This is a genomic window from Azorhizophilus paspali, from assembly GCF_043587585.2.
GTDB classification, from domain to species: domain Bacteria; phylum Pseudomonadota; class Gammaproteobacteria; order Pseudomonadales; family Pseudomonadaceae; genus Azotobacter; species Azotobacter paspali.
Genome location: NZ_CP171449.1, coordinates 1,402,887 through 1,429,336, shown reverse-complemented (window position 1 = coordinate 1,429,336; position 26,450 = coordinate 1,402,887). Strand labels below are relative to the sequence as shown.

Sequence of the window (26,450 nt, the reverse complement as noted above, 5' to 3'; positions counted from 1 at the left end):
CGAATCGGATGACCATAAAATTAAAATGCGGTTCAACGAAAAAACCTCCAGGCATCGCTGCCTGGAGGCTTTCATGTATGGCGCAGCGGACGGGACTCGAACCCGCGACCCCCGGCGTGACAGGCCGGTATTCTAACCGACTGAACTACCGCTGCGCGTCGGTCGGACTTACGTCCGTTCTTGCTTGAAACCTCTGGTGGCTGATGACGGGATCGAACCGCCGACCCCCTGCGTGTGATGCAGGTGCTCTCCCAGCTGAGCTAATCAGCCATCGCCTTGCGAGGTGGCGCGCAATTTACCCACGAATCGAAGCTAAGTCAACAGCCAGCCTGATTTTTTCTTCGATGGAGCGAAGCGGAAAATGCCGGAATGAGGCGAGTCGGCTCCAGCAGACGCCTTGGCAAAACGCAACGATGCAACATGACGAGACAGCACCGAAACGGCGCATCAATCCAGATAAATCATCTTGCGCGTCATGCCACCATCGACGATGAATTCCTGGCCGGTCACGAAGCCGGCACGGTCCGACAACAACCAGGCGACTAGAGCCGCCACATCCTCGACCATTCCCACGCGACCGGCCGGATGCTGGGCATGACTCCGGGCGGAAAGCCGTGCCTGCTGACGCTCGCCGAGGCTGCGCGAGTCGATCCAGCCGGGACTAACGGCATTCACCCGGACATCGGGTCCGAGACTGACCGCCAGCGCGTGCGTGAGTCCCAGCAAGCCACTCTTGCTGGCTGCGTAGGCCTCGGAATTCGGTTCGGACTGGTGCGCGCGAGTCGAGGCGATGTTGACTACGGCGCCGCGATGCGCTTGCAAGTAGGGCGAGCAGTGCTTGGCCAGCAGCAGCGGCCCGGTCAGATTCACGCCCAACACCTGATTCCAGTAGCCGAGCTTCAACTCGGTCAGCGGGCTATTGTAAGGATCGGCCAGCGCGGCATTGCAAACCAGGGCATCGAGGCGGCCGAATTGGCCGAGTACCTCGGCCACGCCCATCGCCACCTGATTTTCCTGAGCGACATCCATTGCGACGAAGCAGGCATTGCTGCCCAGAGCCTTGGCCACCTTGGAACCACGTTTGCGGTCGATATCGGCAAGTACCACCTGCCAGCCCTCGGCGATCAGCCAGGCAACGATGCCGAGCCCGATGCCGCGCACGGCTCCGGTAACCAGGGCGACTTTGCCGTTGGTCTGCTGCTTGCTGGGCTCAAGGGTCAGGTCGATCACAGTGCGGACAATCCTCGGGCAAGATCGGCCTTGATGTCTTCGATGTCCTCCAGGCCGACCGCTACGCGGATCAGGCTGTCGCTGATCCCGGCCGCCGCCCGCGCCTCCGGGGTCAGGCGTCCGTGAGAAGTGGTGGCCGGATGGGCGATGGTGGTTTTGGTATCGCCCAGGTTGGTGGTGATGGAGATCATCCGGGTATTGTCGATGACCCGCCAGGCGGCCGCCTTGTCGCCCCGGACCTCGAAGCTGACCACCGCGCCGAAATCACTCTGCTGGCGCCTGGCCAACTCGTGCTGCGGATGGCTGGACAGACCGGCGTAATAGACCCTGGCCACTTGGGGCTGCTGCTCCAGCCACTCGGCCAGCGCCTGGGCACTGGCACAATGCGCCTGCATACGCACACGGAGGGTTTCCAACCCCTTGAGGAACAGCCAGGCATTGAAGGGGCTGAGCGTCGGGCCGGCGGTACGCAGGAAGCCGACCACCTCCTGCATCAGCTTGGCGCTACCGGCCACCACACCGCCGAGGCAACGCCCCTGGCCATCGATGTACTTGGTTGCCGAATGGATGACGATATCGGCGCCGAGCGCCAACGGCTTCTGCAACGCCGGCGTGCAGAAGCAGTTGTCCACCGCCAACAGAGCGCCACGGGCATGGGCGACGTCGGCCAGCGCGGCGATGTCCACCAACTCGGCCAGGGGGTTGGATGGAGACTCGACGACGAACAGCCGAGTGTTCGGCTTGCAGGCGGCGGCCCAGGCTTCCAGATCCGCCAGGGGCGGATAGTCGACCTCGATGCCGAAACGCTTGAAATACTTATCGAACAGGCTGATGGTCGAACCGAATACGCTGCGCGACACCAGCACATGGTCGCCGGCGCTGCACAGGCTCATCACCATCGCCAGGATGGCGCCCATGCCGGAAGCCGCGGCAACCGCCTGCTCAGCCCCTTCGAGGGCGGCGATGCGCTCCTCGAAAGTACGCACCGTGGGATTTGTGTAGCGGGAGTAAACGTTGCCGGGCTGCTCGCCGGCAAAGCGGGCGGCGGCATCGGCAGCGCTGCGGAACACGTAGCTGGAGGTCATGAACAGGGCCTCGCCGTGCTCGCCCTCGGGAGTGCGCCGCTGACCGGCCCGCACCGCCAGGGTATCGAAGCCGGCACCCTCCAGGTCGCTGTCCAGCCGCCCGGCATCCCACTCGATCGTCATAGCCTTTCCTTCCTTCGCATGAGGGCGGCGATACCGCCCGGAATCTCGAACCTTCTCACCTGCCGCTAGTTGTTGTACAGGTCGATGATGGCGCTGACCGCGGTGCTGCGGGCCTTGCTGGCATCGTTGCGGGCTTTCTCGATGCGATCCAGGTGAGCCTCGTCGATATCGCCGGTGACGTATTTGCCATCGAAGACGGCGCAGTCGAAATTGTCGATCTTCACCTTGCCGCCGCCCACCGCATCAATCAGGTCGGACAGGTCCTGATAGACTAGCCAGTCGGCGCCGATCAGTTCGGCCACCTCCTCGGTGCTGCGGCCATGCGCGATCAGCTCATGGGCGCTAGGCATGTCGATACCATAGACATTGGGATAACGCACCGCCGGCGCCGCCGAGCAAAAATAGACCTTCTTGGCGCCGGCCTCGCGGGCCATCTGGATGATCTGCTTGCAGGTGGTGCCGCGCACGATGGAGTCGTCCACCAACATGACGTTCTTGCCGCGGAACTCGAGATCGATGGCATTGAGCTTCTGGCGCACCGACTTCTTGCGCGCCGCCTGTCCCGGCATGATGAAGGTACGGCCGATATAGCGGTTCTTGACGAAGCCCTCGCGGAACTTCACGCCCAGATGGTTGGCCAGCTCCAGAGCCGAAGTACGACTGGTGTCGGGAATCGGGATGATCACGTCGATGTCGTGCTCGGGCCGTTCGCGGCGGATCTTCTCGGCCAGCTTCTCGCCCATGCGCAGCCGTGCCTTGTAGATCGACACGCCGTCCATGAAGGAGTCGGAACGCGCCAGGTAGACATGCTCGAAGATACACGGCGAATACTTCGGGCTTTCCGCGCACTGGCGAGTGAACAGCTTGCCGTGCTCGGTGATGTAAACCGCCTCGCCCGGCGCCAAATCGCGGATCAGGCTGAAGCCAAGCACGTCGAGGGCGACGCTTTCCGAGGCGATCATGTACTCCACCCCTTCGTCGGTCTGGCGCTGGCCGAAGACGATGGGACGGATCGCATTGGGATCGCGGAACCCGACGATGCCGTAGCCGGTGATCATCGCCACCACGGCATAGCCACCCCGGCAACGGCGATGCACGCCGGAAACCGCGGCGAACACGTCCTCCTCCGTCGGCTGCAGCTTGCCGCGCACCGCCAGTTCATGGGCGAAGACGTTGAGCAGCACTTCCGAATCGGAGCTGGTATTCACATGGCGCAGGTCGGACTCGTAGATCTCCCGGGACAACTGGTCGACGTTGGTCAGGTTGCCGTTGTGCGCCAGGGTGATCCCGTAGGGCGAGTTGACGTAGAACGGCTGGGCCTCGGCCGAACTGGAACTGCCGGCCGTGGGATAGCGCACATGACCGATGCCCATATGACCGACCAGGCGCTGCATGTGCCGCTGCTGGAACACATCGCGCACCAGGCCGTTGTCCTTGCGCAGGAACAACCGTCCCTCATAACAGGTGACGATACCGGCAGCGTCCTGGCCCCGATGCTGAAGGACGGTAAGCGCGTCGTACAGCGCTTGATTGACGTTGGACTTACCGACAATACCGACGATGCCACACATGTGACGCAACCCCTGCTAGTAGTTCAGGCTAATTCCGGGCGCCCGCCGGAGGCCGGCCCCTCTGTCTCTCGGAGGCTCAGCGCGGCACGCTTATCCCGCTGGCGAACCATTGGCTGGAAAATCCCAGAATGAGATTTTTCGACCAGTCGGCGACTATCAGAAAGTGCGGCAGCAGGACCGAGTTTTGCCACCAGGCATCTTGCTGCACGGGCGCCAGACTGAGCAGGCCGACCAGCAATATCACCAGCAGCCCGCCCCGGGCGGCACCGAAAACCATGCCGAGCACGCGATCCGTACCGGACAGGCCGGTGACGCGCACCAGTTCGCCGATGAGGAAGTTGACCAACGCACCGACCAGCAAGGTCGCCACGAAAAGAATCGCACAAGCGGCCATGACCTGCAGCGAGGGGGTGGCAACGTAGCTGACCAGATGCTGCGAAAGCGCTCCACCGAACATCCAGGCAATGACGCCGGCGACGATCCAGGTGACCAGCGACAGGGCTTCCTTGACGAAACCCCGTGTCAAGCTGATCAGGCTGGAAACGGCGACGATCGCGATGATCGCCCAATCGACCCAGGTGAATGCCACGGCTCAACCCATGAATGGAAAAGGCCCTGCATTCTAGCAGAGCCCCTTCCATTCGAGTAAGAACCTGACCCCATCGGCCGTCTGGCCCCGGACGCCCGCAGCCCAGCCAATGGAGACGGAGTCAGCCGCGCTCGGGCTGGAAACGCACGACAAAGCCACTGAGACTGTGCTGCCGCTTGAGCTGGTCGCGCAGACGGTTGGCTTCGCTCCGCTCGGCGACCGGCCCGACGTAGATCCGGTTCATCCCATCAACATGGCGGATATAGGCGTTGTAACCCTGACCGCGCAGGGTCTTCTGCAAGGCCTGGGCATTGGCGGTGTTGGACAGGCTGGCCAATTGGATCGACCAAGCGACGGGCAGGCTGTTGGCATCCAGGCGGCTTGCCTCGGTCGCATTGGCTTGCGCTGGCGGCGGAGTCGGCGCGGAAGCGGCAGCCTGAGGCTTGGCCGGCGCATTGGCGGAAACGGCCGGAGCAGCCGGGGCTGTGGCCGCCGGGGGAGTGCTCGGTACGGATGCTGCTGGTGTGCCAGCCACCACCGGAACGGACTGCGGCTCCTCCGGCAGAACCACCGGCTCCGGAACCGCAACCGGCTCCAGTTCGACTTTCGGCGCCGGCGGGGCCTCTGGCATGGGTGGCGCCTCGACCACCACTTGCCGCACCTCGTCCTCACGAGTGAACAGCATCGGCAGGAAGATCACCGCCAGTGCCAGCATTACCAAGGCACCGATTATCCGCTGCTTGAGCCTCTTATCCAGCCAGGCCATCCCCTTTCTCCTCTTGCTGGCTCAACCACTCGAGCGCCTCGGCCACACAGTAAAAAGAACCGAATACCAGAATTTCATCACCCTCGACGGCCCGCTGGCACTGCACCCGCAGCGCCTCGGCGACATCGACGCACACCGCAACCGACGCTCCGCGCTCGCGCAGGGTGGCTGCCAGCTCCTCGGCCGGAAGGCTTCGCGGCGTCGGCAGCGGTGCTACCGCCCAATGCCGGACCTGTGGCAGCAGAGGCTCCAGCACGCTGGGCAGATCCTTGTCGGCGAGCAGGCCGAAAACCGCCAGGCGCAGCCCTACAGGCGGACGGGCGGCAAGGCGCCGGGCCAGATAGGCTGCGGCATGGGGATTGTGTCCGACGTCCAGCAGGAACGACAGACGCCGGCCCTGCCAGCGAATCCGGCGCCGTTCGAGACGGCCGCCCAGGCGCGTAGTGCCCAGCGCCCGCGCAATGGACCCGGCTTCCCAGGGCAGACCGGACAGGGCATGGACCTGCAACGCCAGCGCCGCGCTCTCGACCGGCAGGTCGAGCAGTGGCAACCCATCCAGTTCGAGCCGCTCGCCCCTGGCGCCGCAACCGCGCCAGCTCCAGGCGCCCTCGCCGGAAATCAGCTCATAATCCGGCCCCCGTCTGTAAAGCGGCGCGTCCAAAGAAGCGGCCTGCTCCAGTAGAGGCATCGGCGGATCAGGGTCGCCGCAAACAACCGGCCGGCCGGCACGGAAGACTCCAGCCTTCTCGAAAGCCACCGAGTCGCGAGTATCGCCCAGCCACTCGGCATGATCCAGGGCGATGCTGGTAACCACGGCCACGTCGGCATCGACCAGATTGACCGCATCCAGCCGCCCTCCCAGGCCTACCTCCAGCACGGCGGCGTCCAGCCCGGCCCGCTCGAACAACCAGAAAGCGGCAAGGGTGCCCATCTCGAAATAGGTCAGGGTGATCCCGCCGCGCGCTGCCTCCACCGCGGCAAAGGCCTGGCACAAGCCGGCGTCGTCGACCTCGCCGCCATCGATCCGCACGCGCTCGTTGTAACGCAGCAGATGGGGAGAACTGTAGACACCGACCCTGAGCCCCTGTGCCCCCATCAGCGCAGCGAGAAACGCACAGGTGGAGCCCTTGCCGTTGGTCCCGGTGACAGTCACCACCCGTGGCGCCGGTCGCCCCAGGCCCAACCGGCGCGCCACCTCGCGCGAGCGCTCCAGCCCCATGTCGATGGACACGGGATGCAAGCGCTCGAGATAGGCGAGCCAGTCGGCAAGGCTACGTTCGATCATGCCGTGACATTATCCATGACTATGTCGATCTCGGTCGCGGAGTCCTCTTCCGTCTCGGGAGTCGTGTCCACGTGATCGCGCCAATGCGTCAATTGAGCGAGCAGACGAGCCAGGCGCGGACGCAACTGCTGGCGTGGAACGATCAGGTCGATGGCGCCATGCTCCAGCAGGAACTCGCTGCGCTGGAAGCCCTCGGGCAGCTTCTCGCGCACGGTCTGCTCGATCACCCGCGGACCGGCGAAGCCGATCAGCGCCTGGGGTTCCGCGACTATGACATCGCCGAGCATGGCTAGGCTGGCGGAAACGCCACCATAGACGGGATCGGTCAGCACCGAGACGAACGGGATACCCTCTTCGCGCAAACGCGCCAGGACTGCCGACGTCTTGGCCATCTGCATCAGGGAGATCAGCGCCTCCTGCATGCGTGCCCCGCCGGACGCCGCGAAGCAGATGAAGGGACAACGCCGCTCGAGGGCCACATTGGTCGCCTGCACGAAGCGCTCGCCGACAACCGCCCCCATGGAGCCGCCCATGAAGGAGAACTCGAAGGCACAGGCAACTACCGGCATGCCCTGCAGGGTACCGCTCATGGAAATCAGTGCGTCCTTCTCACCGGTCTGCTTCTGCGCCGTAGCAAGGCGATCCTTGTACTTTTTGCTGTCGCGGAACTTCAAGCGGTCCACCGGCTCCAGTTCCGCGCCGATTTCCTCGCGCCCCTCGGCATCGAAAAAGATGTTCAGCCGAGTGCGCGCACCGATGCGCATGTGGTGATCACACTTGGGGCAAACCTCCAGGGTCTTTTCCAGCTCGGGTTTGTACAGCACCGCGTCACAGGACGGACACTTGTGCCAGAGGCCTTCCGGTACCGAGCTTTTCCGCACCTCGGAACGCATGATCGAGGGGATCAGCTTGTCTACCAACCAGTTGCTCATGCTTTATGTTCTCCGCAGCTTTGGGGACCCGACGCACGGCGCCCCATGGCCCCACGCCCGTTTTAAGCAAATTCACGAATATATCCGCCTGCCGGTGGGGTCCGGAGCCTGGCGATCTTCCGCCCAGCCGAACGCCACTGCCGCACCAACCAGCGGTTACCTGAGCGACGAGCACCGGATGGTGCCGTCATGAACAGCAAGCAGAGCCGATATGCAGCGAAAGGCAGTCTCGCGGCAGCGGCAGCTTACTAATGGACGGTGCCGAATCGTTCACCGTCACATGGCAGCGCACGACATCTTCTCCACGCAACCCGAGCAGCACAGCCCCTGCCCTTCAGGCGTTGCGCACCTCGCGGATGAAGGCGCGAACCTTCTCCGCATCCTTCACGCCTTTCTCCGCCTCGACACCGCCACTGACGTCCACCGCATAGGGAGAGACCCGGGCGATCGCGACACGCACGTTCCGTACGCTCAGCCCACCGGCCAGAATCACCGGCTTGGGCAGGCCCCGCGGCACCATTGACCAGTCAAAGGATTCGCCGGTTCCTCCCGGCATTCCGGGAACATAGGCATCCAGAAGAATGCCGCTGGCATTGCAGTACTCCAGGCAGCGGGCGGCTATGTCCTCTCCAGGACGGACTCTCAATGCCTTGATGTAGGGGCGACCATGTCCCTCGCAATCGGCAGGCGTTTCATCGCCATGAAATTGCAGAAGATCCAGTGGCAACTCGTCAAGAATTCCGCCGACTTCGCCACGAGTGGCATTGACGAAAAGCCCGACCGAGGTCACGAACGGAGGCAAGGCAGCGACGATCGCCTTCGCCTGCAGCAACGTCACGGCCCGCGGGCTTTTCGGATAGAACACCAGGCCGATGGCGTCGACGCCCGCTTCGGCGGCCACGAGAGCATCCTCGACCCGGGTAATCCCACAAATTTTGCTGCGAACGGCTGCCAATTTGTCTACACCCCGGAAAAGGCTTCAAATGGTAACAAAAGAAGCATCCGCTGCAAGCCTGATCGTCCTCCCGCGCAGGGCAATCGCATGAAATGTCTTTCCGATACCGGACTGGAAAGATTGTGTGCCTGGTCGTTCCGGCGTGGTCTTCAAATCCGGTGCATCGGCTGCTTGCCGAGGGGCTGGATACTTCCTGTTTCGGCCCCCCGGCCGAAACGGGGACTGTCTGGCTACTCGGCAAGCAGCCATGCCAAGGATCACACAATCTTTCCAGTTTGGTATCAGGCGAGCGCTTCATGCGATTGCCTTGTCCTCCGGCGATGGGGGTCAACCTAGCCGGCAATCCGGTAGGCCCGACAGAAAGTGCGGCCCCAGGTAGCGCTGCGGCAGCTCGAACTCCTGCGGATAATCGACCTGCACCAGATACAAGCCATAGGGATGCGCCGTCACTCCGCCCTTGCGACGCTGGCGGCCCTCCAGCACTTCGCGCGCCCATTCGACGGGACGCTCGCCCGCCCCTATGGTCATCAGCACGCCGGCGATGTTGCGCACCATGTGATGCAGAAAAGCATTGGCCCGAATGTCCAGCACGATCAAACGACCGTGCCGGATCAGTTGAAGATGATGAACCGTCTTGATCGGCGACTTGGCCTGGCACTGGCTGGCGCGAAAGGCACTGAAATCATGGCAGCCAACCAGCGGCCGAGCAGCCTGGCGCATACGCTCGATATCGAGCGGCCGGTGGTTCCAGGTGACCTCCTCGGCCATGTGTGCCGGGCGGATCGGGTCGTTGTAGATGACATAACGGTAACGCCGGGCCGTCGCACTGAAGCGCGCATGGAAATGCGCCGGCATTTCCCGGGCCCAGGCCACACTGATGTCCGCAGGCAGGTTCATGTTGGCCCCCATGGTCCAGGCATGCATGCTGCGCTCGATCGGGGTATCGAAATGCACCACCTGACCGCTGGCATGCACCAAAGCATCGGTGCGTCCCGCGCACACCACGCTCAATGGAGCGCCGCCAGCGACCCTGGACAGGGCTGATTCCAGCGCCGCCTGGATCGAGGCCACCCTGGGGTTCTGACGCTGGAAACCATGGTAACGGGCGCCCCGATACTCAAGTCCTAGGGCCACCCTGCAAAAGCCAGCGGCAGCTACTTCGGCTGCCGCGGTCGACACGTTTTCTTCGCTCATCGATCAGATCAGGCGGGAGGACATTTCACGCGCCTCCTGCCGCTGAACTTCATTCCCTTCGTTCAATACTTCCTCGAGGATGTCGCGGGCGCCTTTGGTATCGCCCATGTCGATATAGGCGCGAGCCAGATCCAGCTTGGTGGCGGTTTCGTCCGCATCGGCCAGGAAATCGAAATCCTCGCTCTCCACCGGATCACCTTGCGAACGAACCGCCGGCCGCGTATCGCCCTCGCCCAGCTCGGTGGCCAGTCGCTTGAGCTCGACATCCAGCTCATCCAGTTGGGCCACCAGGTCGGACCTCCCCTGGTCCTTCGATGCACCATCGCTCGATGGCAACTCGAATCCCGAAGCCTTCGGAGTGGGGGCGATGGAGAAATCGTCGTCCACGGGCAGCTCGAAGCCGTCGAACAGTCCCTCGTCGAGAAGAAACGCCTCCTCCGGGGAAAACGTCTCGCCCAATGCAGCGACGGGAAGCTCGGGGGCGCCCGGGTCGAGCGCGGGGAACGCTTTGTCCCCGGTTGCGGGTCCGGTCAGCGGTAGCGGAGCCAAGGAGATACCCTCCGAATCTTCGTCCAATTCAAAATCGATAGCCTCATCGGGAAGGTCCAGGTCGAAGGAGAAATCCTCGATCAAAGGCTCCTCCACAGGCGACGCCAACCGCGGCGCTCCGTCCCGCGTCAGGTCGCCCGGAGTCGATGTAGCAGCGTCCTGGGCGGAATGCTGGAGATCCCTTTCCAGCTCGGCCTCCAGATCATCCAGCTTCAGGCCAATGTCGGCTGCAAGAAGTTGGGGCGGCTCGGACTCTTCCGCCAGCGAAGGCCGCTCCTGCGCCTCTTCGGACGACTCCGGTCCGCTTGCCAGGGCGGAACCTGCCAGAGCGATGGTGGCGAAACCGGCCATGGCCGGATACTTCATCTTCAGGTGATCGACCTGTGACTGGGCGCCAGCGGTTTCGCGCAGCGCCCGCTCCTGACGGGCGAACCCCTCATGATCGCCGAGCTCGGCACGGACCTCCATCAGCTTCAGGCGCAGGTCGCTGCGCCTGGGCTCGGCGGCGCAGGCAGTCTCCAGCGACTCGGCAGCCTCCTTGAAGCGGCCGCAGGCAATATGCTCTTCGGCTTCAGTCACCGCATCCCGCTTCGGCCCTGCCCCGGAGAACCCGTTCAACAGGATGGGCTCGACGGGCAGCCGCGACAAGCCGGCATCCAGCCGGGTATCGGTCATGCCGCCCTCGTCATCTTGATCCTGAAGGTCGGTCTTCTTCGCCGCACGTCGACGGGTCACCAGCAAGCCCAGCAGCAGCGCGGCGGCGGCACCGCCGCCCAGTGACGGAAGCAGCAGCGGATTGCTCAGAATGGAGTCGACCAGAGCGGTCGGCCCCGATGCGACTGTCGACTGCGGCGGCCGGGGAGCCGCCGGCTCGGTCGGTGCGGGCTGCTGCGAGGTATCGGCGGCCGGTTCGGCCACTGGCGGCCCGGAGGGCGCGACGACAGCGGAGGGCGGGACAGGAACGGCGGAGACGGCTTCGGACTGCTCGGGGACGACGACCGGCGGCACGGCGGGCACAGATGCCTCCACGTCGGAGGATGTAACCGCCATTTGTGCGGGAACGTCGCTCGCGGACTCCGCTTGGCCGGCTACCGGTGCGTCGACGGCAGCGGATTGCTCCTGCACCGGATTGCCGGCGGCCGGATCGGCAAAAGCGCCTCCACCAGCGTCGTCCGATTGCGCCAGGTTCGCCTGCAGCTTAGCCAATTGCTCGTCCTTGAGAGCGATCAGGCGCTGCAACTTGTCCAATTGGCTCTGCAGATCATTCATGCGGCTCTTCAGCTCGGCATTTTCGCGCTGGGTCGCATCGAGATTTTCCTTGGCCACTGCTAGCTTGTCGGCAGCCGCCTTGCTATCCGCCCCCAGGTCGCTACCGGCAGTCGCCTTGCCACCATCGGCAGCGACCAGGCGCAGGCTATCGCCGCTCTCCACGCGCGCCGGCGCCGCGCCGGCCTCGGTACGATGGGTCGCATCCAACTGCCGGGCGGAAGCGACGGCTGGGCGGGCACGATGCTCGCGCCAAGCCGCGTTCTGCGCGGCGACCTCGGCCAGCGCCTCGCTTGCCGAGCGGCGACCGATCTGCGCCTCGTCCGGCAGGCGCAAAACCTGCCCTCTCGCCAGACGATTGATGTTGCCATCGAGAAAGGCCTGCGGATTCAGATCCTGGATCGCCAGCATGGTCTGATGGATGGTGCCCGAGGTCCTCACGCGCTCGGCGACCTCCCACAAGGTGTCGTTGGCGACAGTCCGGTATTTCCTGGCCGCTGCGCTGGTGACCTCCTGACGCGCAGCGCTCGGCCGGGGCGCCGCAGCCACCGCCGGAGCACGCGGGACGGCACCGGAGCGCTGTTCGGGCAAGGTTTTCTGCGCGGCGGACATGGCCGTCTGCGACGAATACAGCGGCGGATCGAGCAGCAGCGTATATTCGCGCAACAACCGGCCATTGGGCCAAAGCACTTCCACCAGGAAATTCAGATAAGGCTCGCGCACCGGTTTGGTCGAGGTCACCCGAATGACACGCTTGCCGTTAGGCCCGATTATTGGCGTGAACTTCAGGTCGTTCAGAAAGTGTTGTCGATCAACCCCCGCCTTATCGAACGCATCGGGAGAGGCAAGGGCCGAGGCGATTTCCTCCACACCGACATCGCGCGCCTCCAGCAGCTCGATTTCAGCAACCAGAGGCTGATTCAGCGCGGAACGCAGGGTCACCTCTCCAAGGCCCAATGCATGGGCCATGCCCGAAGACAGCACCGAGGCCGCTGCGATTGCCAGTGCCAGTTTGCGAACCCGAACCATAACGCATCCCTTGAGTGATTTCTCGAGCGGAAAAAGAAATCTGAAAGCTGATACCCGCACACTCTGTCGCCCCCGGAGCACGCCAGCCGCTCCCGGTCGAGCCACGCGATCATAAGTCTTTGAATTTTAGCCAGTATCTTTTAGTGACCTTGTCTTATCAATAACTCGGCCAGTTGCACGGCATTGAGTGCGGAACCTTTCCGAACGTTATCTAACGCAATCCACAAATCGAGCTCGCACGCATCGTCCACGCCGGTGCGTACTCGACCGACGTAAGCCACATCCTGCCCGACTGCGTTGCCGATCACCGTCGGACAATCATCCGGCTCGATCAGTTCAAGGCCCGGCGCCCGCCCCAGGGCAGCTCGCACGGCCGATGGATCGATCGCCTGCGACGCTTGAACGGCGAGACTCAGGCTGTCGCCGAAGAATACCGGGGCCATCAGGCAGGTAATGGAAATCTTTAATTCGGGAGCGTCCAAGACCTGCCTCGACTCCTCGACCAGACGTCTTTCCAGCCCAGTGTGTCCCGCTGTGTCGCTCTCCCCGACCCGTCCCAACAGATTGAAGGCGATCTGCTGATCGAAGAAGCGGGGCTCGGGCGGACGCCCGTTAAGCAATTCAGTCGTCTGCCTAGCCAATTCCGCCACCCCTTCACGGCCCAGGCTGGATATCGGCAGACAAGCCGTCACCCCCAGGTGCCGCCACCGCACGAGTGGACGCAACGGAGCCAGCGCCAAGGCCAGGGCGACCACCTGGGAGGCGGGACTGGTCACCTGGCAGGGAGTCTCGAGTTTCTCCAGCACCTGAGGATTGACCTCCGCCACCACCCGCGGCGCCTGCTGCAGCGGCAGAGCGCCGCTTAGGTCGACCAGCATGCAGCCAGCGGTCCTGGCCTGCGAAGCATATTGGCGGGTCACGGCCTGGCCGGCGGCGAAGAAGACCAGGCGCACCTGAGCGAAATCGAACGCTTCGATGCTCCTGACCCGCAGGTTGCGCCCCTTGAAGGACACCGACTTGCCTGCCGAGGCCGGACTGGCCAGCAGGTGCAACTGGCCGACCGGGAAATCGCGCTCTTCGAGTATCTCGACGATCGCTGCCCCCACGGTACCGGTGGCACCCACTATGGCTATATCGATGGCTGGACTCATGAGTGAGGAGTCTCCTGAAACGAAAGCACGCCCGGGAGTGGGTCGGCAAGGAAAACAGGCGGATAACGGCCCGTGGCAAGGCAGTCGGGGCGCCATAATGCAGAGCGCCGCGGTAGTGCCGCGGCGCTCTACGTCCATCGTGAAAACAGGAAGGCCGTCAACGCTCCAACAGGATACGCAGCATGCGCCGCAGCGGCTCGGCCGCCCCCCACAGCAACTGATCGCCGACAGTGAAGGCGCCGAGGTACTGCGAGCCCATGTTGAGCTTGCGCAGACGTCCGACCGGGACCGTCAGAGTGCCGGTGATCGCCGCCGGGCTCAGCTCCTGCATGCTGGCCTCGCGGTGGTTCGGCACCAGCTTCACCCAGGGGTTGTGTTGGCTGATCAGCCCCTCAATATCGGCGATCGGCACATCCTTGTTCAGCTTGATGGTCAGGGCCTGGCTATGGCAGCGCATGGCACCGACACGCACGCAGATGCCGTCGACCGGGATCGGGTTCTTGATACGACCGAGGATCTTGTTGGTCTCGGCCTGCCCTTTCCACTCCTCGCGGCTCTGGCCGTTGGGCAGCTCCTTGTCGATGTAGGGGATCAGGCTGCCGGCTAGCGGTACGCCGAAATGATCCACCGGGAACTCGGCGCTGCGCTGGGTTTCGGCGACCTTGCGATCGATTTCGAGAATGGCGCTGGCCGGATCGGCCAGTTCGGCGGCCACCGCCGCATTGATCGTGCCCATCTGGCGGATCAGTTCGCGCATGTTCTGCGCGCCGGCGCCGGAAGCGGCCTGATAGGTCATGGCGCTCATCCAGTCGACCAGACCGGTCTCGTAGAGACCGCCCAGGGCCATGAGCATCAAGCTGACGGTGCAGTTGCCACCGATGTAGTTCTTGACCCCGGCGTCCAGGGACTGGTCGATCACCCGGCGGTTGACCGGGTCCAAGACTATGACCGCATCGTCGGCCATGCGCAGGCTGGAGGCCGCATCGATCCAGTAGCCCTGCCAGCCGGCTTCGCGCAGTTTGGGAAAGACTTCGCTGGTGTAGTCGCCGCCTTGGCAGGTGATGATCGCGTCGAGGCTCTTCAGCTCCTCGATGCTGTAGGCATCCTTCAACGGCACGGTTTCCTTGCCGATCGCCGGCCCCTGGCCACCCACGCTGGAGGTGGTGAAGAACACCGGCTCGATCAGGTCGAAGTCCCGCTCTTCCAGCATTCGCTGCATGAGCACGGAACCGACCATGCCGCGCCAACCGATCAGACCTACACGTTTCATTGCAACTGCACCTGTATGGAAGTGGCCCGCATTAAAGGCGAACCGGAAGCTTACAACGTGGCAAGCGCTGCGACTACCGCATCGCCCATCTCGACGGTACCGACCTTCCGGCAGCCGTCCGACCAGATGTCGCCGGTGCGCAGCCCCTGGTCCAGCACCTTGCTGACCGCCTGCTCGATGGCGTTGGCCGCCTCGATCTGGCCGAAGCTGTAGCGCAGCATCATCGATACCGAGAGGATGGTGGCCAGCGGATTGGCGATACCCTTGCCGGCGATGTCCGGCGCGCTGCCGTGGCACGGCTCGTACATGCCCTTGTTGTCGGCGTCCAGCGAAGCCGACGGCAGCATGCCGATCGAGCCGGTGAGCATGGAAGCCTCGTCCGACAGGATGTCGCCGAACATGTTGTCGGTGACGATCACGTCGAATTGCTTGGGCGCACGCACCAGTTGCATGGCCGCGTTGTCGACATACATGTGCGACAGCTCGACATCCGGATAGTCCTTGGCGACCTCCTCGACCACCGCGCGCCACAGTTGGCTGGAGGCCAGTACGTTGGCCTTGTCCACCGAGCACAGCTTCTTGCCGCGCACGCGCGCCATGTCGAAACCGACCTTGGCAATGCGGCGGATCTCGCTTTCGCTGTACGGCAGGGTGTCGTAGGCCATGCGCTCGCCGTTCGCAAGCAACCGACTCTCGCGCGGGGCGCCGAAGTAGATGCCGCCGGTCAGTTCGCGGACGATGAGGATGTCCAGGCCGGCGACCACTTCGGGCTTGAGGGTGGAGGCCTCGGCCAGTTGCGGATAGAGCAACGCCGGGCGCAGGTTGCCGAACAGCCCCAATTGTGAACGGATCTTCAGCAGGCCGCGTTCCGGGCGGATAGCCGGGTCGATGGCGTCCCATTTCGGACCGCCAACGGCGCCGAGCAGGATGGCATCGGCGGCGCGCGCGCGCTCCAGCGTCTCGTCGGCCAGCGGCACGCCGTACTTGTCGACGGCCGCCCCGCCCAGTTCGTCGTAGCTCAGTACGAAGCCCAGTTGGTACTTCTCGTTGGCCAACTGCAGGACCTTGACCGCCTCGGCCACGATTTCCGGGCCGATACCGTCGCCCGGAAGAACCAGAATCTGCTTGCTCATTGCATATCCTTGAATAGCGAAGCCGGGAGCGGGTCATCCCCGCTCCGGCGGGAAAGGGATTACTTGATCGCGCCGAACAGCCAGGGGCTGACCTGCCGGTGCTTTTCCTCGAACGCGCGGATGGCGTCGGCATCCCGCAGGGTCAGGCCGATGTCGTCCAGGCCGTTGAGCAGGCAATGCTTGCGAAACGGATCGATTTCGAAGGACAGCGCCTTGCCGTCCGGGCGGGTCACGGTCTGCGCGGCCAGGTCGACGGTCAGTCGGTAGCCTTCGGTCGATTCGCACTGCTTGAACAGTTCGTCCACCTCGGCTTCCGGCAGGATGATCGGCAGGAGGCCGTTCTTGAAGCTGTTGTTGAAGAAGATGTCGGCGAAGCTCGGCGCGATGACCGTACGGAAACCGTATTCGTCCAACGCCCAGGGCGCGTGCTCGCGGCTCGAGCCGCAGCCGAAGTTCTCGCGGGCCAACAGTACGCTGGCACCCTGGAAGCGCGGCAGGTTCAGCACGAACCCGGTGTTCAGCGGACGCGCCGAGCAGTCCTGGCCCGGCTGGCCGACGTCCAGATAACGCCACTCGTCGAACAGATTGGGACCGAAGCCGGTGCGCTTGATCGACTTGAGGAATTGCTTGGGAATGATCTGATCGGTATCGACATTGGCGCGATCGAGGGGAGCGACCAGGCCGGTGTGTTGGGTAAAGGCTTTCATCCGTTGTCTCCTCAGGCCTGGAGCAATTGGCGTACATCAACGAAATGGCCGGCGACCGCCGCGGCGGCGGCCATGGCCGGACTGACCAGGTGGGTACGCCCGCCGGCGCCTTGACGGCCTTCGAAGTTGCGGTTGGACGTGGAGGCGCAGTGCTCGCCGCTCTCCAGGCGGTCCGGGTTCATCGCCAGGCACATGGAGCAACCCGGCTCGCGCCACTCGAAACCGGCCTCGATGAAGATCCTGTCCAGCCCCTCCTTCTCAGCCTGCTCCTTGACCAGCCCGGAGCCCGGCACCACCAGTGCCTGCTTGACGCTCGCGGCAACCTTGCGCCCCTTGGCCACCTCGGCGGCGGCGCGCAGATCCTCGATCCGCGAGTTGGTGCAAGAACCGATGAACACGCGGTCGACCCTGATCTCGCCGATCGGCTGATTGGCCGCGAGGCCCATGTACTTCAGCGCGCGAACGATGGAATCGCGCTTGACCGGATCGCTCTCGGAAGCTGGGTCCGGCACGCGCTCGTCGACCGGCAGGACCATCTCCGGCGAGGTACCCCAGGTGACCTGCGGCTTGATTTCTTCGGCCTTCAGTTCGACGACAGTGTCGAATTCGGCATCGGCATCGGACACTAGCTCCCGCCACTGGGCGACCGCCTTGTCCCAGTCGGCGCCCTGTGGCGCATAGGGGCGGCCTTTGACGTAGTCGATGGTCTTCTCGTCCACTGCCACCATGCCGACCCGGGCCCCGGCCTCGATGGCCATGTTGCAGAGAGTCATGCGGCCCTCCATGGACAAGCCGCGAATGGCGCTGCCGGCGAACTCCAGGGCGTGACCGGTACCGCCGGCGGTGCCGATCCTGCCGATCACGGCGAGCACTATGTCCTTGGCGCTGACGCCCAGGGGCAGTTCGCCCTCCACGCGCACCTGCATGTTCTTCATCTTCTTGGCCACCAGGCATTGGGTGGCGAGCACATGCTCCACCTCGGAGGTACCGATGCCGTGGGCCAGCGCGCCGAAGGCGCCATGGGTGGAAGTGTGCGAGTCGCCGCAGACCACGGTCATGCCCGGCAGGGTAGCGCCCTGCTCCGGGCCGACTACATGGACGATGCCCTGGCGCGGGTCGTTCATCTTGAACTCGACGATGCCGAACTCGTCGCAGTTCTCGTCCAGGGTCTGCACTTGGATGCGCGAGGTTTCGTCGGCGATGGCGGCTACACCCGACTGGCGATCCTGGGTGGTCGGCACGTTGTGGTCCGGGGTGGCGATGTTGGCATCCACGCGCCACGGCTTGCGCCCGGCCAGGCGCAGCCCTTCGAAGGCCTGCGGCGAGGTCACTTCGTGGAGAATCTGGCGATCGATGTAGATCAGCGACGAGCCATCGTCGCGCCGCTTCACCTCATGCATGTCCCAGAGTTTGTCGTAGAGCGTTTTGCCGGCCATCGGACTTTCCTCATCAATTTTGTTCTGCAGGAGGCGATCCGCCCCCATCCGCGATGGGGGATGCTAGGGACTTGCAGGGAATAACTCAAATTCATATTTTTTATTCGCTTCATTCCCATAAGGAATGCAAAGGTACCCGCTCGGACCACTCTCTCCCACCTGGAAACCGCTCGGATGGATCTCGCCAGCCTCAATGCCTTCATCGCGGTCGCCGAAACCGGCAGCTTCTCCGAAGCCGGCGAACGCCTGCACCTGACCCAACCAGCGGTGAGCAAACGTATCGCCGCACTGGAGCAGCAGCTTCAGGTGCGTCTGTTCGACCGCCTCGGCCGCGAGGTGAAGCTGACCGAGGCCGGGCGAGCGTTGCTGCCGCGAGCTTACCGGATACTCAGCGTGCTGGAGGACACTCGGCGGGCACTGAACAACCTCAACGGCGATGTCAGCGGTCGGCTGACCCTGGCGACCAGCCACCACATCGGCCTGCACCGACTGCCGCCGCTGCTGCGCGCCTTCACCCGCGCCTATCCGCAGGTAGCGCTGGACATCCGCTTCCTCGATTCGGAAGTAGCCTACGAGGAGATCCTGCACGGCCGCGCCGAGCTGGCGATGATCACCTTGGCACCGGAGACGGCGCCGCCGGTGCGAGCGGTGAAGGTCTGGGACGATCCGCTGGATTTCGTCGCTGCTCCCGAGCACCCGCTGGCACGCGACGTCCAAGTGAGCCTGGCTGACGTGGCCCGGCATCCGGCGGTGTTCCCCGGCGGCAATACCTTTACCCATCACATCGTCCGGCGCCTGTTCGAACGCGAGGGACTGGCGCCCAGCATCGCCATGAGCACCAACTATCTGGAGACGATCAAGATGATGGTGTCCATCGGCATCGCCTGGAGCGTGCTGCCACGCACCATGCTGGACGATCAGGTGAAATCCCTGACGCTGCCCGGCATCCACCTGTCGCGCCAGCTCGGCTACATCCTGCACACCGAGCGGACCCTGTCCAACGCGGCGCGGGCCTTCATAGCGCTGCTCGACGGTGCGCGCGAGGCGCCTGCCTCCTGAACGACGAAAAAGAGGCGCCAGCGGCGCCCCTCTCTGCGCGATAGCGGTCAGCTCTCCAGGGCCGGCCGGCCGTTGCCGATCGGAATGCGCTTGGGCCTGGCTTCCTCCGGCACGATGCGCACCAGCTCGATGCTCAGCAGACCGTTGCGCAGTTCGGCGCCCTTGACCTCTATATGGTCGACCAGACGGAACGACAGCTTGAAGGCGCGCTGGGCGATGCCCTGATGCAGATAGGCGACGCCTTCGGATCGACTCTCACGCTTGCCGCCACTGACGCTCAGCACGCCGCGCTCGACCTGCACGTCCAGATCGGACTCCTGGAAACCGGCCGCCGCGATCACGATACGATAGCGCTCATCACCGTGCTTCTCGATGTTATAGGGAGGATAGGTGCTGCCGGCCTCGTTGCGCAGGGCGGACTCGAACAGGTCGTTGAAGCGGTCGAAACCGATGGATTGGCGGAACAGAGGGGCCATGGAAAAAGCGGACATCGTTATTCTCCCGAAAGATCAGCGAGCATTCTGTCGCAGGACCCGGCTCCGGCATCCCGCAGACTCCCAGATGGAGTTCATCCAGTGAATTTCAAGGGGCGAAACGCCCTTTCGAAACCTGTCTTTCGAAGGAAAACCGGTCAGGCACGGAAAGATGCCAAGAGGATTTCCGCGCCGGACCCGCAGCAGCCCTGTCCCGGCATCCGATCCGGCCATACTGAATATTCCGGAAAGCGGCCGTAGAACGAGGAGCGATCACCGATGAAATTCCGAAGCCACCACCAAGATGCGCGCTGGCCGCGCCGGCTCCTCTGGCTCGTGACGATCTGGACAGCCAGCGTGCTCTGCCTGGGCATGCTCGCCTATGGGCTGCGCCTGATCATGCGGGCCGCGGGCCTGACGACCTGAGCATGCCGGCCGATCCACAGCGGACCGTCGGCACCTTTCAGAGCACCGGACACAGATCCGGGAAAACACCGCGCAACTCCACCCCCAGCAGGGCATCCAGCCGCCCACAGTCGTTCTCCCGGCGCAGTTCGGCGAACAGCGCGGCCGCCTCCGGGTAACTGCGCGCCAGCATGCCCAGCCACTGCTTGAGCCGGCCAGGCGCGTAGCGCGGCGCGATCCGCCGCCGGGCGCGCCGCCAAAACTCGCGCACCAGCGGCTGAACCTCGTCCCAGCCCTGCGGCTCGGGCGCGCTTCCGGTGCACGCCATGGCGATCTGCCGGGCCAGATCGGGGCGCGAGACCAGACCGCGGCCGAGCATGACATCCTCCACCCCGCTGATCTCCCGGCAGCGCAGCCAATCCGCCGGCGTCCAGACTTCGCCGTTGGCATAGACCGGCACGGCAACCACTTCCCGCACCCGCGCCAGCCATTCCCAATGGGCCGGCGGCCGGTAGCCCTCGACCCTGGTCCGTGCGTGCACCACAAGGTGTGCGACGCCGCCCTCGACCAGCGCGCGGGCGCAGTCCAGGGCGCCTTCGGGCCGGGCGTACCCCAGGCGCATCTTGGCGGTCACCGGTACATGCGCCGGCACGGCCCGGCGCACCTCGCGGACGATGGCATGCAGCAGTTCCGGCTCATCGAGCAGCACCGCTCCGCCCCGCGAGCGGTTGACCGTCTTCGCCGGGCAACCGAAGTTGAGATCGATCGCCGGCGCGCCCAATTCGGCCGCCAGTGCCGCGTTCTCGGCCAGGCATGCCGGATCGGAACCGAGCAGTTGCAGATGCATCGGCGTGCCGGCCCGGGTTCGCCAGCCATGCCGCATCTCCGGAGCCAGCCTTTCGAACTGGACGATCGGCAGCAGACGGTCGCAGACCCGGACGAATTCGGTCACGCACCAGTCGACGCCGCCGACGCGGGTCAGCAGGTCACGAAGCAGTTCGTCGACCAATCCCTCCATGGGGGCCAAGGCGATTCGCATGGGAGAGGTTTCCGGCAAGGATGAACGGAAGGAGGAAAAGCTAGGCGTCGATCAGCGCTTTGCCGTAGCGCTCCACGAAAGCCTCCGGCATCCGCCGGGGCCTGCCGCTGGAGAGCTCGATGCAGGCGAAGATGGTCTGCGCGCTCAGCAGGGTGACACCGTCGGCCGGACGCAGCAGTTGGAACCGGCGGGTCATCTTCAGGCCGCGATACGCATTGACGATCCAGGTTCCCATCTGCAGGCGCTCGCCCAGGCGGGCGCTGGCCAGATAGTCGATCTCGTGACGCAGGACCGCCATCGCCCTGTCCAGGCGCCGGTACTCGTCCAGCCCGAGGCCCAGGCTCTGCGAATGGCGCCAGGCGCACTCCTCCAGCCAACCGACGTAAACCACGTTGTTGACGTGGCCGAGACCGTCGATGTGCGCCGGCAGCACCTCGATGTCGATGACGAAAGGCGCGGGCCACCGCCAACTCAAGAATGGTGCTCCAGACTGGCCGCCTGTTCGCAGGCCTCGCGGGCGAGCTGGGTGATCTGGTCCCAGGCGCGGGCGCGGATCAGGTTGGCGGGCGCGACCCAGGTCCCCCCTACGCAGGCGACGTTGGGCAGACCGAGGAAGCTCAGCAGATTGTCCGGCGTCACCCCGCCGGTGGGACAGAAGCGAATGCCGCTAAACGGCTCCTTGAAACTCTTCAGCATTTCCACGCTGGTGGTGCCGTTAGCCGGGAACAGCTTCAGCGATCGATAGCCGAACTCCAGGGCCTGCAGGACTTCCGAGGGCGTCATCACGCCCGGCAGGTAAGGCAGTCGGCAATCGTCGGCGGCCGCCGCCAGGCGCTGGGTACAACCGGGACTGACGACGAATTGCGCACCGGCATCGCGGGCTTCGAGAAACTGCTCGCTGTGGATCAGGGTGCCGGCACCGACCAGCAGGTTCGGCAGCGCCTGCCGGATCGCCGCCAGCGCATCCAGGGCGCGCGAGGTGCGCAACGTCACCTCGAGTACCTGGATGCCGCCTGCGTGCAGCGCCCGCGCCAGATCCACCGCCAGCTCGGCGTCTTCGATCACCAATACCGGGAGCACCGGACGCGCACGCTGCAGCACCGCATCCATCGTCATGACCATGTTTTTCTCTCCAGCAGGGGCGTCACGGATGACGCTGTCGTTCGGACTCGATCAAGGTACGGATGATGGCGAACTCCCGCTCCGCCTGCGCCAGCAGGACAGACACCGGAGTCAGTTCGCCGGTGCGGGCCTGATGCTCGAGCAGCCGGCACAATTCGGTCATCCGCGGCGCGCCCATGTTGCTGCAACTGCCCTTGAAGCTGTGCGCGGCTCGACGCAGAGCTTCCGCATCCCGGACGTCATGGGCCTGGCGCAGGGCATGCAGGCGGGCTTCGGAATCGCTCAGGAAAGTATCCAGCAGAAGCGGATACTCGTCCTCCATGACTTCCCGCAGAAGCGTCTGAACGCTGGGATCGAGATGTTCGGACACACCAAGTCACTCCTGGGCCGAGGGGCGATCCGCGGGATTATGCCGAGCGGGCCAGGAAAACTCCACGCACACGCCGCGACCGTCGGGCGCCCAACTGCAACGGTCGGCCAGTTGGCGCACCAGTTTCAGGCCACGCCCGCTCAAGTGCTCGGCCAATGCGTGCCGCTCCAGCATCCGCTGCACGTCGAAACCCGGACCGCTGTCCTCGACGCGAATGCTCAGGCGCCCCCCTTTGCCCTCGGGCCGCAGATCTAGATGGAACCGCACATAGCCATCGCACAGGTTCGCCAGTCGCGTACGGCGCTCCCGGTAGTATTCGGCGAACCCCTGGGCATCGCGCTTGAGCGACGAATTCAGGCCCATCACCCCATGCTCCAGGGCATTGGAATACAGTTCGGCGAGCACCGTGTAAAGCACGCTGCCCTGTATGCGCAGCTCCTCCACCTCGAGCAGCAGTTGCAGTAGATAGGGCAGCGGATTGAAGCGTTTGAGGGTTTCGGCACGGAATTCGAAGCTGACCGACCAATCCAGCGAGGCATTCTGCCCGGAGTCCGAGAAGATCAGCGGCGAATGCGGCAACTGTCCCGCCTCCATCAGATGGACCTCCATCAGGCTGACGTCGTCCTGCACCTCGCCACGGAAGGCGCTGAGCGCCTGCTGGATTTCACTGAACAGCAGGTCGGGCTGACGGTTGAGAGTGAACACTTCGAGCAGCCGTCCTTCGCCGAAACAGTCGCCGGCCAGGTTGCATGCCTCCAGCACGCCATCGGAAAGCAGGAAGATGCGATCCCCCGCCTCCATGGGGTAGATCTCGTAGCGATCGTCGAAGCACGAAGCATCGAGGATACCCAGCGGCAGGTGACGGGAACGCAGAGGAATCCGCTCGCCGCTGCTGCCGCGCCGGAGATAGCCATCGGGAAGACCGCCGTTCCAGACCTCGACCACCCGTCGCTGAAAACTCAGATTGAGCATCACGGCACAGCAGAACACGCCCACCGGCAAGATGCGCTTGAGCTTGGCATTCATCTCGCGAAGGATTTCCGCCAGCGAATAGCCCTTGGCAGTCATGCCGTAGAAGACCTCGGCCAGGGGCATGGCACCGATCGCCGCCGGCAGGCCGTGTCCGGTGAAGTCGCCGAGCAGCACATGCATGCCGCCGGAAGGCTTGAAGGCCGCCAGCATCAAGTCGCCATTGAACAGCGCATAGGGCGACTGCATGTAGCGGATGTTCGGAGCATTGAGACAGCCGGAGTGGGCCACCTTGTCGAACACCGCCTTGGCCACCCGCTGCTCGTTGAGCAGATGCTCGTTGTGCCGGGCGATCAGGTTGCGCTGCTCCAGCACCGTGGCCTGCAGCCGACGTAGGCGATCCATGGCCTTGATCTTGGCATCCAGGATCACACTGTTGTAAGGCTTGGCGATGAAATCGTCGCCACCGACCTCCAGGCACTGGACCAGCGCCTCGCTCTCGGTCAGCGAGGTGAGGAAGATGATCGGCACGAGTTCCTCGCCGGCCATCTGCTTGATCCGCCGGGCGGCCTCGAAACCGTCCATCACCGGCATCAAGGCGTCCATCAGGACCATGTGCGGACGCTCGCGGGCGAACATCATGATCGCCTCGAGGCCGTTGCCAGCAGTCAGCACACGATAGCCCTGGCGACCGACGATGGTCGCCAGCAGCATCCGGTCCGCGGGACTGTCCTCGGCGATTAGGATGCACAGGGTCGACTGCACGGGAAAAACCCTAGGCGATGTGGAAGAGCTGTTCGAAGTTGGAGATCGACAGGATCTTGCGCACATCCGGACTGCAGTGGATGAGGCGGATCTGCGCCCGTTCGCCGCCGGCATGGTCGCGCAGCAGCAGGAGCATGCCGAGCGCCGAGCTGTCCAGATAGGTCGCCCCCTGCAGGTCGACGACATAACGCTTCGGAGTGACGTTCACCCGTTCGTAGGCATCTCGGAATTCCTGGTGGGCACCGAAATCGAAGCGCCCCTGGATGAAAATGGTCAACTCTTGTCCATCTGCCGAAGGCTGCGAAGTGATAGCCATACGGTGCTCCTCAGGTAAGTGTCGTCGCCGCAGCGAGATTTAACACTTGGCTCCCGGCAGGGCAACCGCCGGGCAATGACCGGAGCCTGCGGCGCGCTCCAGGGCCGTTTGATCGTTGCCGTCCTCGCGCCGGCCCATGCCGTACTTGCGCATCTTCTCCACCAGTGTGGTGCGGCGCATGCGCAGGCGCTCGGCGGCATGTGCCACCACACCGGCGGAGTCGTCCAGCGCCTGCTGGATGAGTGCCTGCTCGAGGGCGGCCAGATAATCCTTCAAATCCAGCCCTTCCGGCGGCAGCAGGGCGAGACTGGCCGGGTCCGGCATGCCGGCCTCGAAGCTCCCGCCCTCTTCGCCTTGCTCATCCTCTCCCTCGATGTGGCGGTACTTCTTCGGCAACTCCTGCACGCCGATGACGCCACAGGGATGCATGATCGACATCCGCTCCACCAGGTTGGCCAGCTCGCGCAGATTGCCCGGCCAGTCGTGCTGGCAAAGGGACATGATCGCCGCCGAGTTGAAGCGGATGGAGCCCAGCTTGTCGTGCTCCAGCCGCGCGATCAGTTCGATCAACAGCAGCGGAAGATCTTCCACACGCTCGCGCAGGGCCGGCACCTCGATGGGAAAGACACTGAGCCGGTAGTAAAGATCCTCACGGAAGCTGCCCTTTTCGACCATCGCCTCTAGATTCTTGTGACTCGCCGCGATGATCCGTACATCGACGCTCTGGGAGCACGTGCTGCCCAGGCGCTCGAAGAGGCCCTCCTTTAATACACGCAACAGGCGAGCCTGGCCCGGCAACGGCATGGCATCGACTTCCTCGAGAAACAAGACACCGCCATGGGCCAGTTCGAGACGCCCGGTATGACTGCCCAGGGCACCGCTGAAAGCGCCCTTCTCGTGTCCGAACAACTCGCTCTCCAGCAACTCGGTGGCGATAGCGCTGCAATTGAAGGGCACGAAGGGAGCATCACGACGTCTGGAATGGTAGTGCAGGTTACGCGCCACCACCTCCTTGCCGGTTCCTGACTCGCCCTGCAGCAACACGCAGGCATCGGTATCGGCCACCTGCTGCAGCAATTGGCGAACCTGCTGGATCGCACGACTGGTGCCGACCAGACTGCGAAACAGGTTGGGCTCGCGCGACAGGCCACGCGCCTGGACAGGCATCGCGCGGTAGACTTGGGCCCGATGCAGGGAATCGAGCAGCTTGTTATAGGAGGGTAACGCCTCCAAATTGGCTAGCACTTGGCGCCGTTCCTCTTTCGGCCAGTCCGGCGAGGGATGCCGACCGAGCAGCAGCACGGGAAGCGTTTCGTCCCAGTCGCGGAGCGCCCTGATCAGCCTGAGCATCCCGCCTTGCGTCTCGACTGTCCCCAGCAGTACGCACAAGAGCTCCTGACTGGAGCCCAAGGACTCGGCTTGCCTTCGCCAGTCCGCACTGGCACAGGCCAGGTACTGCTCGTCGAGGAAATCGAGGATGACTGACATGTCCCTGCGTCGGCCACAGTCATCGTCGATTAGGAGAATTTTTGTGTCACGCCACATATGCCGGATATCTGAGCTGGAAAAGGCTTCGGGAAGCGTCGTCGCAAACCACGGCGTGCAGTGCCACCGTTATCGGGACTGCCACGGTATCGAATCGAGGAAAGCGCATCCTGCGC

25 protein-coding genes and 2 tRNA genes are annotated in these 26,450 nt (G+C 64.1%); 2 read left to right on the top strand and 25 right to left on the bottom strand.

Features of this window, described 5'->3' with window-relative positions; all coding sequences use genetic code 11:
- Positions 1–78 precede the first annotated feature (78 nt).
- The 17 genes from ACGI6K_RS07035 to leuC all read right to left on the bottom strand — a co-directional run bounded on the left by ACGI6K_RS07035 (position 79) and on the right by leuC (position 18,271).
- A tRNA-Asp gene (locus ACGI6K_RS07035) sits at positions 79–155 on the bottom strand.
- 39 nt (positions 156–194) lie between these two features.
- A tRNA-Val gene (locus ACGI6K_RS07030) sits at positions 195–270 on the bottom strand.
- A 177-nt stretch (positions 271–447) separates the two neighbouring features.
- Complete coding sequence (locus tag ACGI6K_RS07025; RefSeq protein WP_376941822.1) at positions 448–1,221, bottom strand: SDR family oxidoreductase; 774 nt, start codon at positions 1,219–1,221, stop codon at positions 448–450.
- Between the two features lie 5 nt (positions 1,222–1,226).
- Positions 1,227–2,438, bottom strand: a complete 1,212-nt coding sequence (locus ACGI6K_RS07020; protein WP_376941773.1) for an O-succinylhomoserine sulfhydrylase — start codon at positions 2,436–2,438, stop codon at positions 1,227–1,229.
- 65 nt (positions 2,439–2,503) lie between these two features.
- Positions 2,504–4,009 carry an amidophosphoribosyltransferase gene (purF, locus tag ACGI6K_RS07015; RefSeq protein ID WP_376941775.1) on the bottom strand — a complete coding sequence of 502 codons (1,506 nt, stop codon included), beginning with the start codon at positions 4,007–4,009 and terminating at the stop codon, positions 2,504–2,506.
- A 76-nt stretch (positions 4,010–4,085) separates the two neighbouring features.
- Positions 4,086–4,598, bottom strand: a complete 513-nt coding sequence (locus ACGI6K_RS07010; RefSeq protein ID WP_012701945.1) for a CvpA family protein — start codon at positions 4,596–4,598, stop codon at positions 4,086–4,088.
- Positions 4,599–4,719: 121 nt separating this feature from the next.
- Complete coding sequence (locus tag ACGI6K_RS07005) at positions 4,720–5,364, bottom strand: SPOR domain-containing protein (protein ID WP_376941778.1); 645 nt, start codon at positions 5,362–5,364, stop codon at positions 4,720–4,722.
- Positions 5,348–6,649 carry a bifunctional tetrahydrofolate synthase/dihydrofolate synthase gene (gene folC, locus ACGI6K_RS07000; protein ID WP_376941780.1) on the bottom strand — a complete coding sequence of 434 codons (1,302 nt, stop codon included), beginning with the start codon at positions 6,647–6,649 and terminating at the stop codon, positions 5,348–5,350. Before folC ends, ACGI6K_RS07005 begins: the two co-directional genes overlap by 17 nt.
- Complete coding sequence (gene accD / locus ACGI6K_RS06995) at positions 6,646–7,581, bottom strand: acetyl-CoA carboxylase, carboxyltransferase subunit beta (protein WP_376941782.1); 936 nt, start codon at positions 7,579–7,581, stop codon at positions 6,646–6,648. Before accD ends, folC begins: the two co-directional genes overlap by 4 nt.
- A gap of 334 nt (positions 7,582–7,915) precedes the next feature.
- Positions 7,916–8,536: a phosphoribosylanthranilate isomerase gene (locus ACGI6K_RS06990; protein ID WP_376941784.1), complete on the bottom strand. Its 621-nt coding sequence runs from the start codon at positions 8,534–8,536 to the stop codon at positions 7,916–7,918.
- A gap of 327 nt (positions 8,537–8,863) precedes the next feature.
- Positions 8,864–9,730, bottom strand: a complete 867-nt coding sequence (gene truA, locus ACGI6K_RS06985) for a tRNA pseudouridine(38-40) synthase TruA (protein WP_376941786.1) — start codon at positions 9,728–9,730, stop codon at positions 8,864–8,866.
- Positions 9,731–9,733: 3 nt separating this feature from the next.
- Positions 9,734–12,574 (bottom strand): FimV/HubP family polar landmark protein, encoded by a 2,841-nt coding sequence (locus ACGI6K_RS06980; protein ID WP_376941824.1) that lies wholly within the window; start codon positions 12,572–12,574, stop codon positions 9,734–9,736.
- A 140-nt stretch (positions 12,575–12,714) separates the two neighbouring features.
- Positions 12,715–13,725: an aspartate-semialdehyde dehydrogenase gene (locus ACGI6K_RS06975; RefSeq protein WP_376941788.1), complete on the bottom strand. Its 1,011-nt coding sequence runs from the start codon at positions 13,723–13,725 to the stop codon at positions 12,715–12,717.
- Between the two features lie 157 nt (positions 13,726–13,882).
- Positions 13,883–14,995, bottom strand: coding sequence for an aspartate-semialdehyde dehydrogenase (asd, locus tag ACGI6K_RS06970; RefSeq protein ID WP_376941790.1), 1,113 nt, complete (start codon positions 14,993–14,995; stop codon positions 13,883–13,885).
- Positions 14,996–15,045: 50 nt separating this feature from the next.
- Positions 15,046–16,128 carry a 3-isopropylmalate dehydrogenase gene (gene leuB, locus ACGI6K_RS06965; RefSeq protein ID WP_376941792.1) on the bottom strand — a complete coding sequence of 361 codons (1,083 nt, stop codon included), beginning with the start codon at positions 16,126–16,128 and terminating at the stop codon, positions 15,046–15,048.
- Positions 16,129–16,187: 59 nt separating this feature from the next.
- A complete protein-coding gene (leuD, locus tag ACGI6K_RS06960; RefSeq protein WP_376941794.1) occupies positions 16,188–16,835 on the bottom strand; it encodes a 3-isopropylmalate dehydratase small subunit in 648 nt (215 codons plus the stop codon).
- 11 nt (positions 16,836–16,846) lie between these two features.
- Complete coding sequence (gene leuC / locus ACGI6K_RS06955; protein WP_376941796.1) at positions 16,847–18,271, bottom strand: 3-isopropylmalate dehydratase large subunit; 1,425 nt, start codon at positions 18,269–18,271, stop codon at positions 16,847–16,849.
- Between the two features lie 174 nt (positions 18,272–18,445).
- Here leuC and ACGI6K_RS06950 point away from each other — a divergent pair, with 174 nt between their 5' ends.
- Positions 18,446–19,330, top strand: coding sequence for a LysR family transcriptional regulator (locus tag ACGI6K_RS06950; RefSeq protein WP_376941798.1), 885 nt, complete (start codon positions 18,446–18,448; stop codon positions 19,328–19,330).
- A 47-nt stretch (positions 19,331–19,377) separates the two neighbouring features.
- Here ACGI6K_RS06950 and ACGI6K_RS06945 read toward each other — a convergent pair whose 3' ends face one another.
- Complete coding sequence (locus ACGI6K_RS06945; protein ID WP_376941800.1) at positions 19,378–19,821, bottom strand: Hsp20 family protein; 444 nt, start codon at positions 19,819–19,821, stop codon at positions 19,378–19,380.
- A 261-nt stretch (positions 19,822–20,082) separates the two neighbouring features.
- Here ACGI6K_RS06945 and ACGI6K_RS06940 point away from each other — a divergent pair, with 261 nt between their 5' ends.
- Positions 20,083–20,229, top strand: coding sequence for a DUF2474 domain-containing protein (locus ACGI6K_RS06940; RefSeq protein WP_376941802.1), 147 nt, complete (start codon positions 20,083–20,085; stop codon positions 20,227–20,229).
- Positions 20,230–20,266: 37 nt separating this feature from the next.
- On the opposite strand, the gene ACGI6K_RS06935 is transcribed toward ACGI6K_RS06940, so the two are convergent.
- Genes ACGI6K_RS06935 through ACGI6K_RS06905 form a run of 7 tightly spaced genes read right to left on the bottom strand, consistent with a single transcriptional unit; the run spans position 20,267 to position 26,334 of the window.
- Positions 20,267–21,247 (bottom strand): tRNA dihydrouridine synthase, encoded by a 981-nt coding sequence (locus ACGI6K_RS06935; RefSeq protein WP_376941804.1) that lies wholly within the window; start codon positions 21,245–21,247, stop codon positions 20,267–20,269.
- A 40-nt stretch (positions 21,248–21,287) separates the two neighbouring features.
- On the bottom strand, positions 21,288–21,722 hold the full coding sequence (locus tag ACGI6K_RS06930) for an acyl-CoA thioesterase (RefSeq protein ID WP_376941806.1): 435 nt from the start codon (positions 21,720–21,722) through the stop codon (positions 21,288–21,290).
- The gene (locus ACGI6K_RS06925) at positions 21,719–22,369 is read right to left on the bottom strand and encodes a bifunctional 4-hydroxy-2-oxoglutarate aldolase/2-dehydro-3-deoxy-phosphogluconate aldolase (RefSeq protein WP_376941808.1); all 651 of its coding nucleotides are present in this window, start codon (positions 22,367–22,369) and stop codon (positions 21,719–21,721) included. The genes ACGI6K_RS06930 and ACGI6K_RS06925 overlap by 4 nt, the downstream gene beginning before the upstream one ends.
- 22 nt (positions 22,370–22,391) lie before the next feature.
- Positions 22,392–22,691 carry an Hpt domain-containing protein gene (locus ACGI6K_RS06920; RefSeq protein WP_376941826.1) on the bottom strand — a complete coding sequence of 100 codons (300 nt, stop codon included), beginning with the start codon at positions 22,689–22,691 and terminating at the stop codon, positions 22,392–22,394.
- 54 nt (positions 22,692–22,745) lie between these two features.
- The gene (locus ACGI6K_RS06915) at positions 22,746–24,473 is read right to left on the bottom strand and encodes a SpoIIE family protein phosphatase (RefSeq protein WP_376941810.1); all 1,728 of its coding nucleotides are present in this window, start codon (positions 24,471–24,473) and stop codon (positions 22,746–22,748) included.
- 10 nt (positions 24,474–24,483) lie between these two features.
- Entirely contained in the window at positions 24,484–24,789 is a 306-nt protein-coding gene (locus ACGI6K_RS06910) for an STAS domain-containing protein (protein WP_012701966.1), read from the bottom strand.
- 39 nt (positions 24,790–24,828) lie between these two features.
- A complete protein-coding gene (locus ACGI6K_RS06905; RefSeq protein ID WP_376941812.1) occupies positions 24,829–26,334 on the bottom strand; it encodes a sigma-54-dependent transcriptional regulator in 1,506 nt (501 codons plus the stop codon).
- Positions 26,335–26,450 lie beyond the last annotated feature (116 nt).

Bases quoted from the DNA above. Each gene is read 5' to 3' on its own strand.
- purF (WP_376941775.1), bottom strand. From the start codon at position 4,009: ATGTGTGGCATCGTCGGTATTGTCGGTAAGTCCAACGTCAATCAAGCG.
- ACGI6K_RS06920 (WP_376941826.1), bottom strand. From the start codon at position 22,691: ATGGAGGACGAGTATCCGCTTCTGCTGGATACTTTCCTGAGCGATTCC.
- ACGI6K_RS06935 (WP_376941804.1), bottom strand. From the start codon at position 21,247: ATGCGAATCGCCTTGGCCCCCATGGAGGGATTGGTCGACGAACTGCTT.
- asd (WP_376941790.1), bottom strand. From the start codon at position 14,995: ATGAAACGTGTAGGTCTGATCGGTTGGCGCGGCATGGTCGGTTCCGTG.
- leuC (WP_376941796.1), bottom strand. From the start codon at position 18,271: ATGGCCGGCAAAACGCTCTACGACAAACTCTGGGACATGCATGAGGTG.
- ACGI6K_RS07020 (WP_376941773.1), bottom strand. From the start codon at position 2,438: ATGACGATCGAGTGGGATGCCGGGCGGCTGGACAGCGACCTGGAGGGT.
- ACGI6K_RS06980 (WP_376941824.1), bottom strand. From the start codon at position 12,574: ATGGTTCGGGTTCGCAAACTGGCACTGGCAATCGCAGCGGCCTCGGTG.
- ACGI6K_RS06975 (WP_376941788.1), bottom strand. From the start codon at position 13,725: ATGAGTCCAGCCATCGATATAGCCATAGTGGGTGCCACCGGTACCGTG.
- ACGI6K_RS06940 (WP_376941802.1), top strand. From the start codon at position 20,083: ATGAAATTCCGAAGCCACCACCAAGATGCGCGCTGGCCGCGCCGGCTC.
- leuB (WP_376941792.1), bottom strand. From the start codon at position 16,128: ATGAGCAAGCAGATTCTGGTTCTTCCGGGCGACGGTATCGGCCCGGAA.
- ACGI6K_RS06905 (WP_376941812.1), bottom strand. From the start codon at position 26,334: ATGTGGCGTGACACAAAAATTCTCCTAATCGACGATGACTGTGGCCGA.
- ACGI6K_RS06950 (WP_376941798.1), top strand. From the start codon at position 18,446: ATGGATCTCGCCAGCCTCAATGCCTTCATCGCGGTCGCCGAAACCGGC.
- ACGI6K_RS07005 (WP_376941778.1), bottom strand. From the start codon at position 5,364: ATGGCCTGGCTGGATAAGAGGCTCAAGCAGCGGATAATCGGTGCCTTG.
- ACGI6K_RS06945 (WP_376941800.1), bottom strand. From the start codon at position 19,821: ATGTCCGCTTTTTCCATGGCCCCTCTGTTCCGCCAATCCATCGGTTTC.
- ACGI6K_RS06925 (WP_376941808.1), bottom strand. From the start codon at position 22,369: ATGGTCATGACGATGGATGCGGTGCTGCAGCGTGCGCGTCCGGTGCTC.
- ACGI6K_RS06910 (WP_012701966.1), bottom strand. From the start codon at position 24,789: ATGGCTATCACTTCGCAGCCTTCGGCAGATGGACAAGAGTTGACCATT.
- accD (WP_376941782.1), bottom strand. From the start codon at position 7,581: ATGAGCAACTGGTTGGTAGACAAGCTGATCCCCTCGATCATGCGTTCC.
- truA (WP_376941786.1), bottom strand. From the start codon at position 9,730: ATGAGCGAAGAAAACGTGTCGACCGCGGCAGCCGAAGTAGCTGCCGCT.
- leuD (WP_376941794.1), bottom strand. From the start codon at position 16,835: ATGAAAGCCTTTACCCAACACACCGGCCTGGTCGCTCCCCTCGATCGC.
- folC (WP_376941780.1), bottom strand. From the start codon at position 6,649: ATGATCGAACGTAGCCTTGCCGACTGGCTCGCCTATCTCGAGCGCTTG.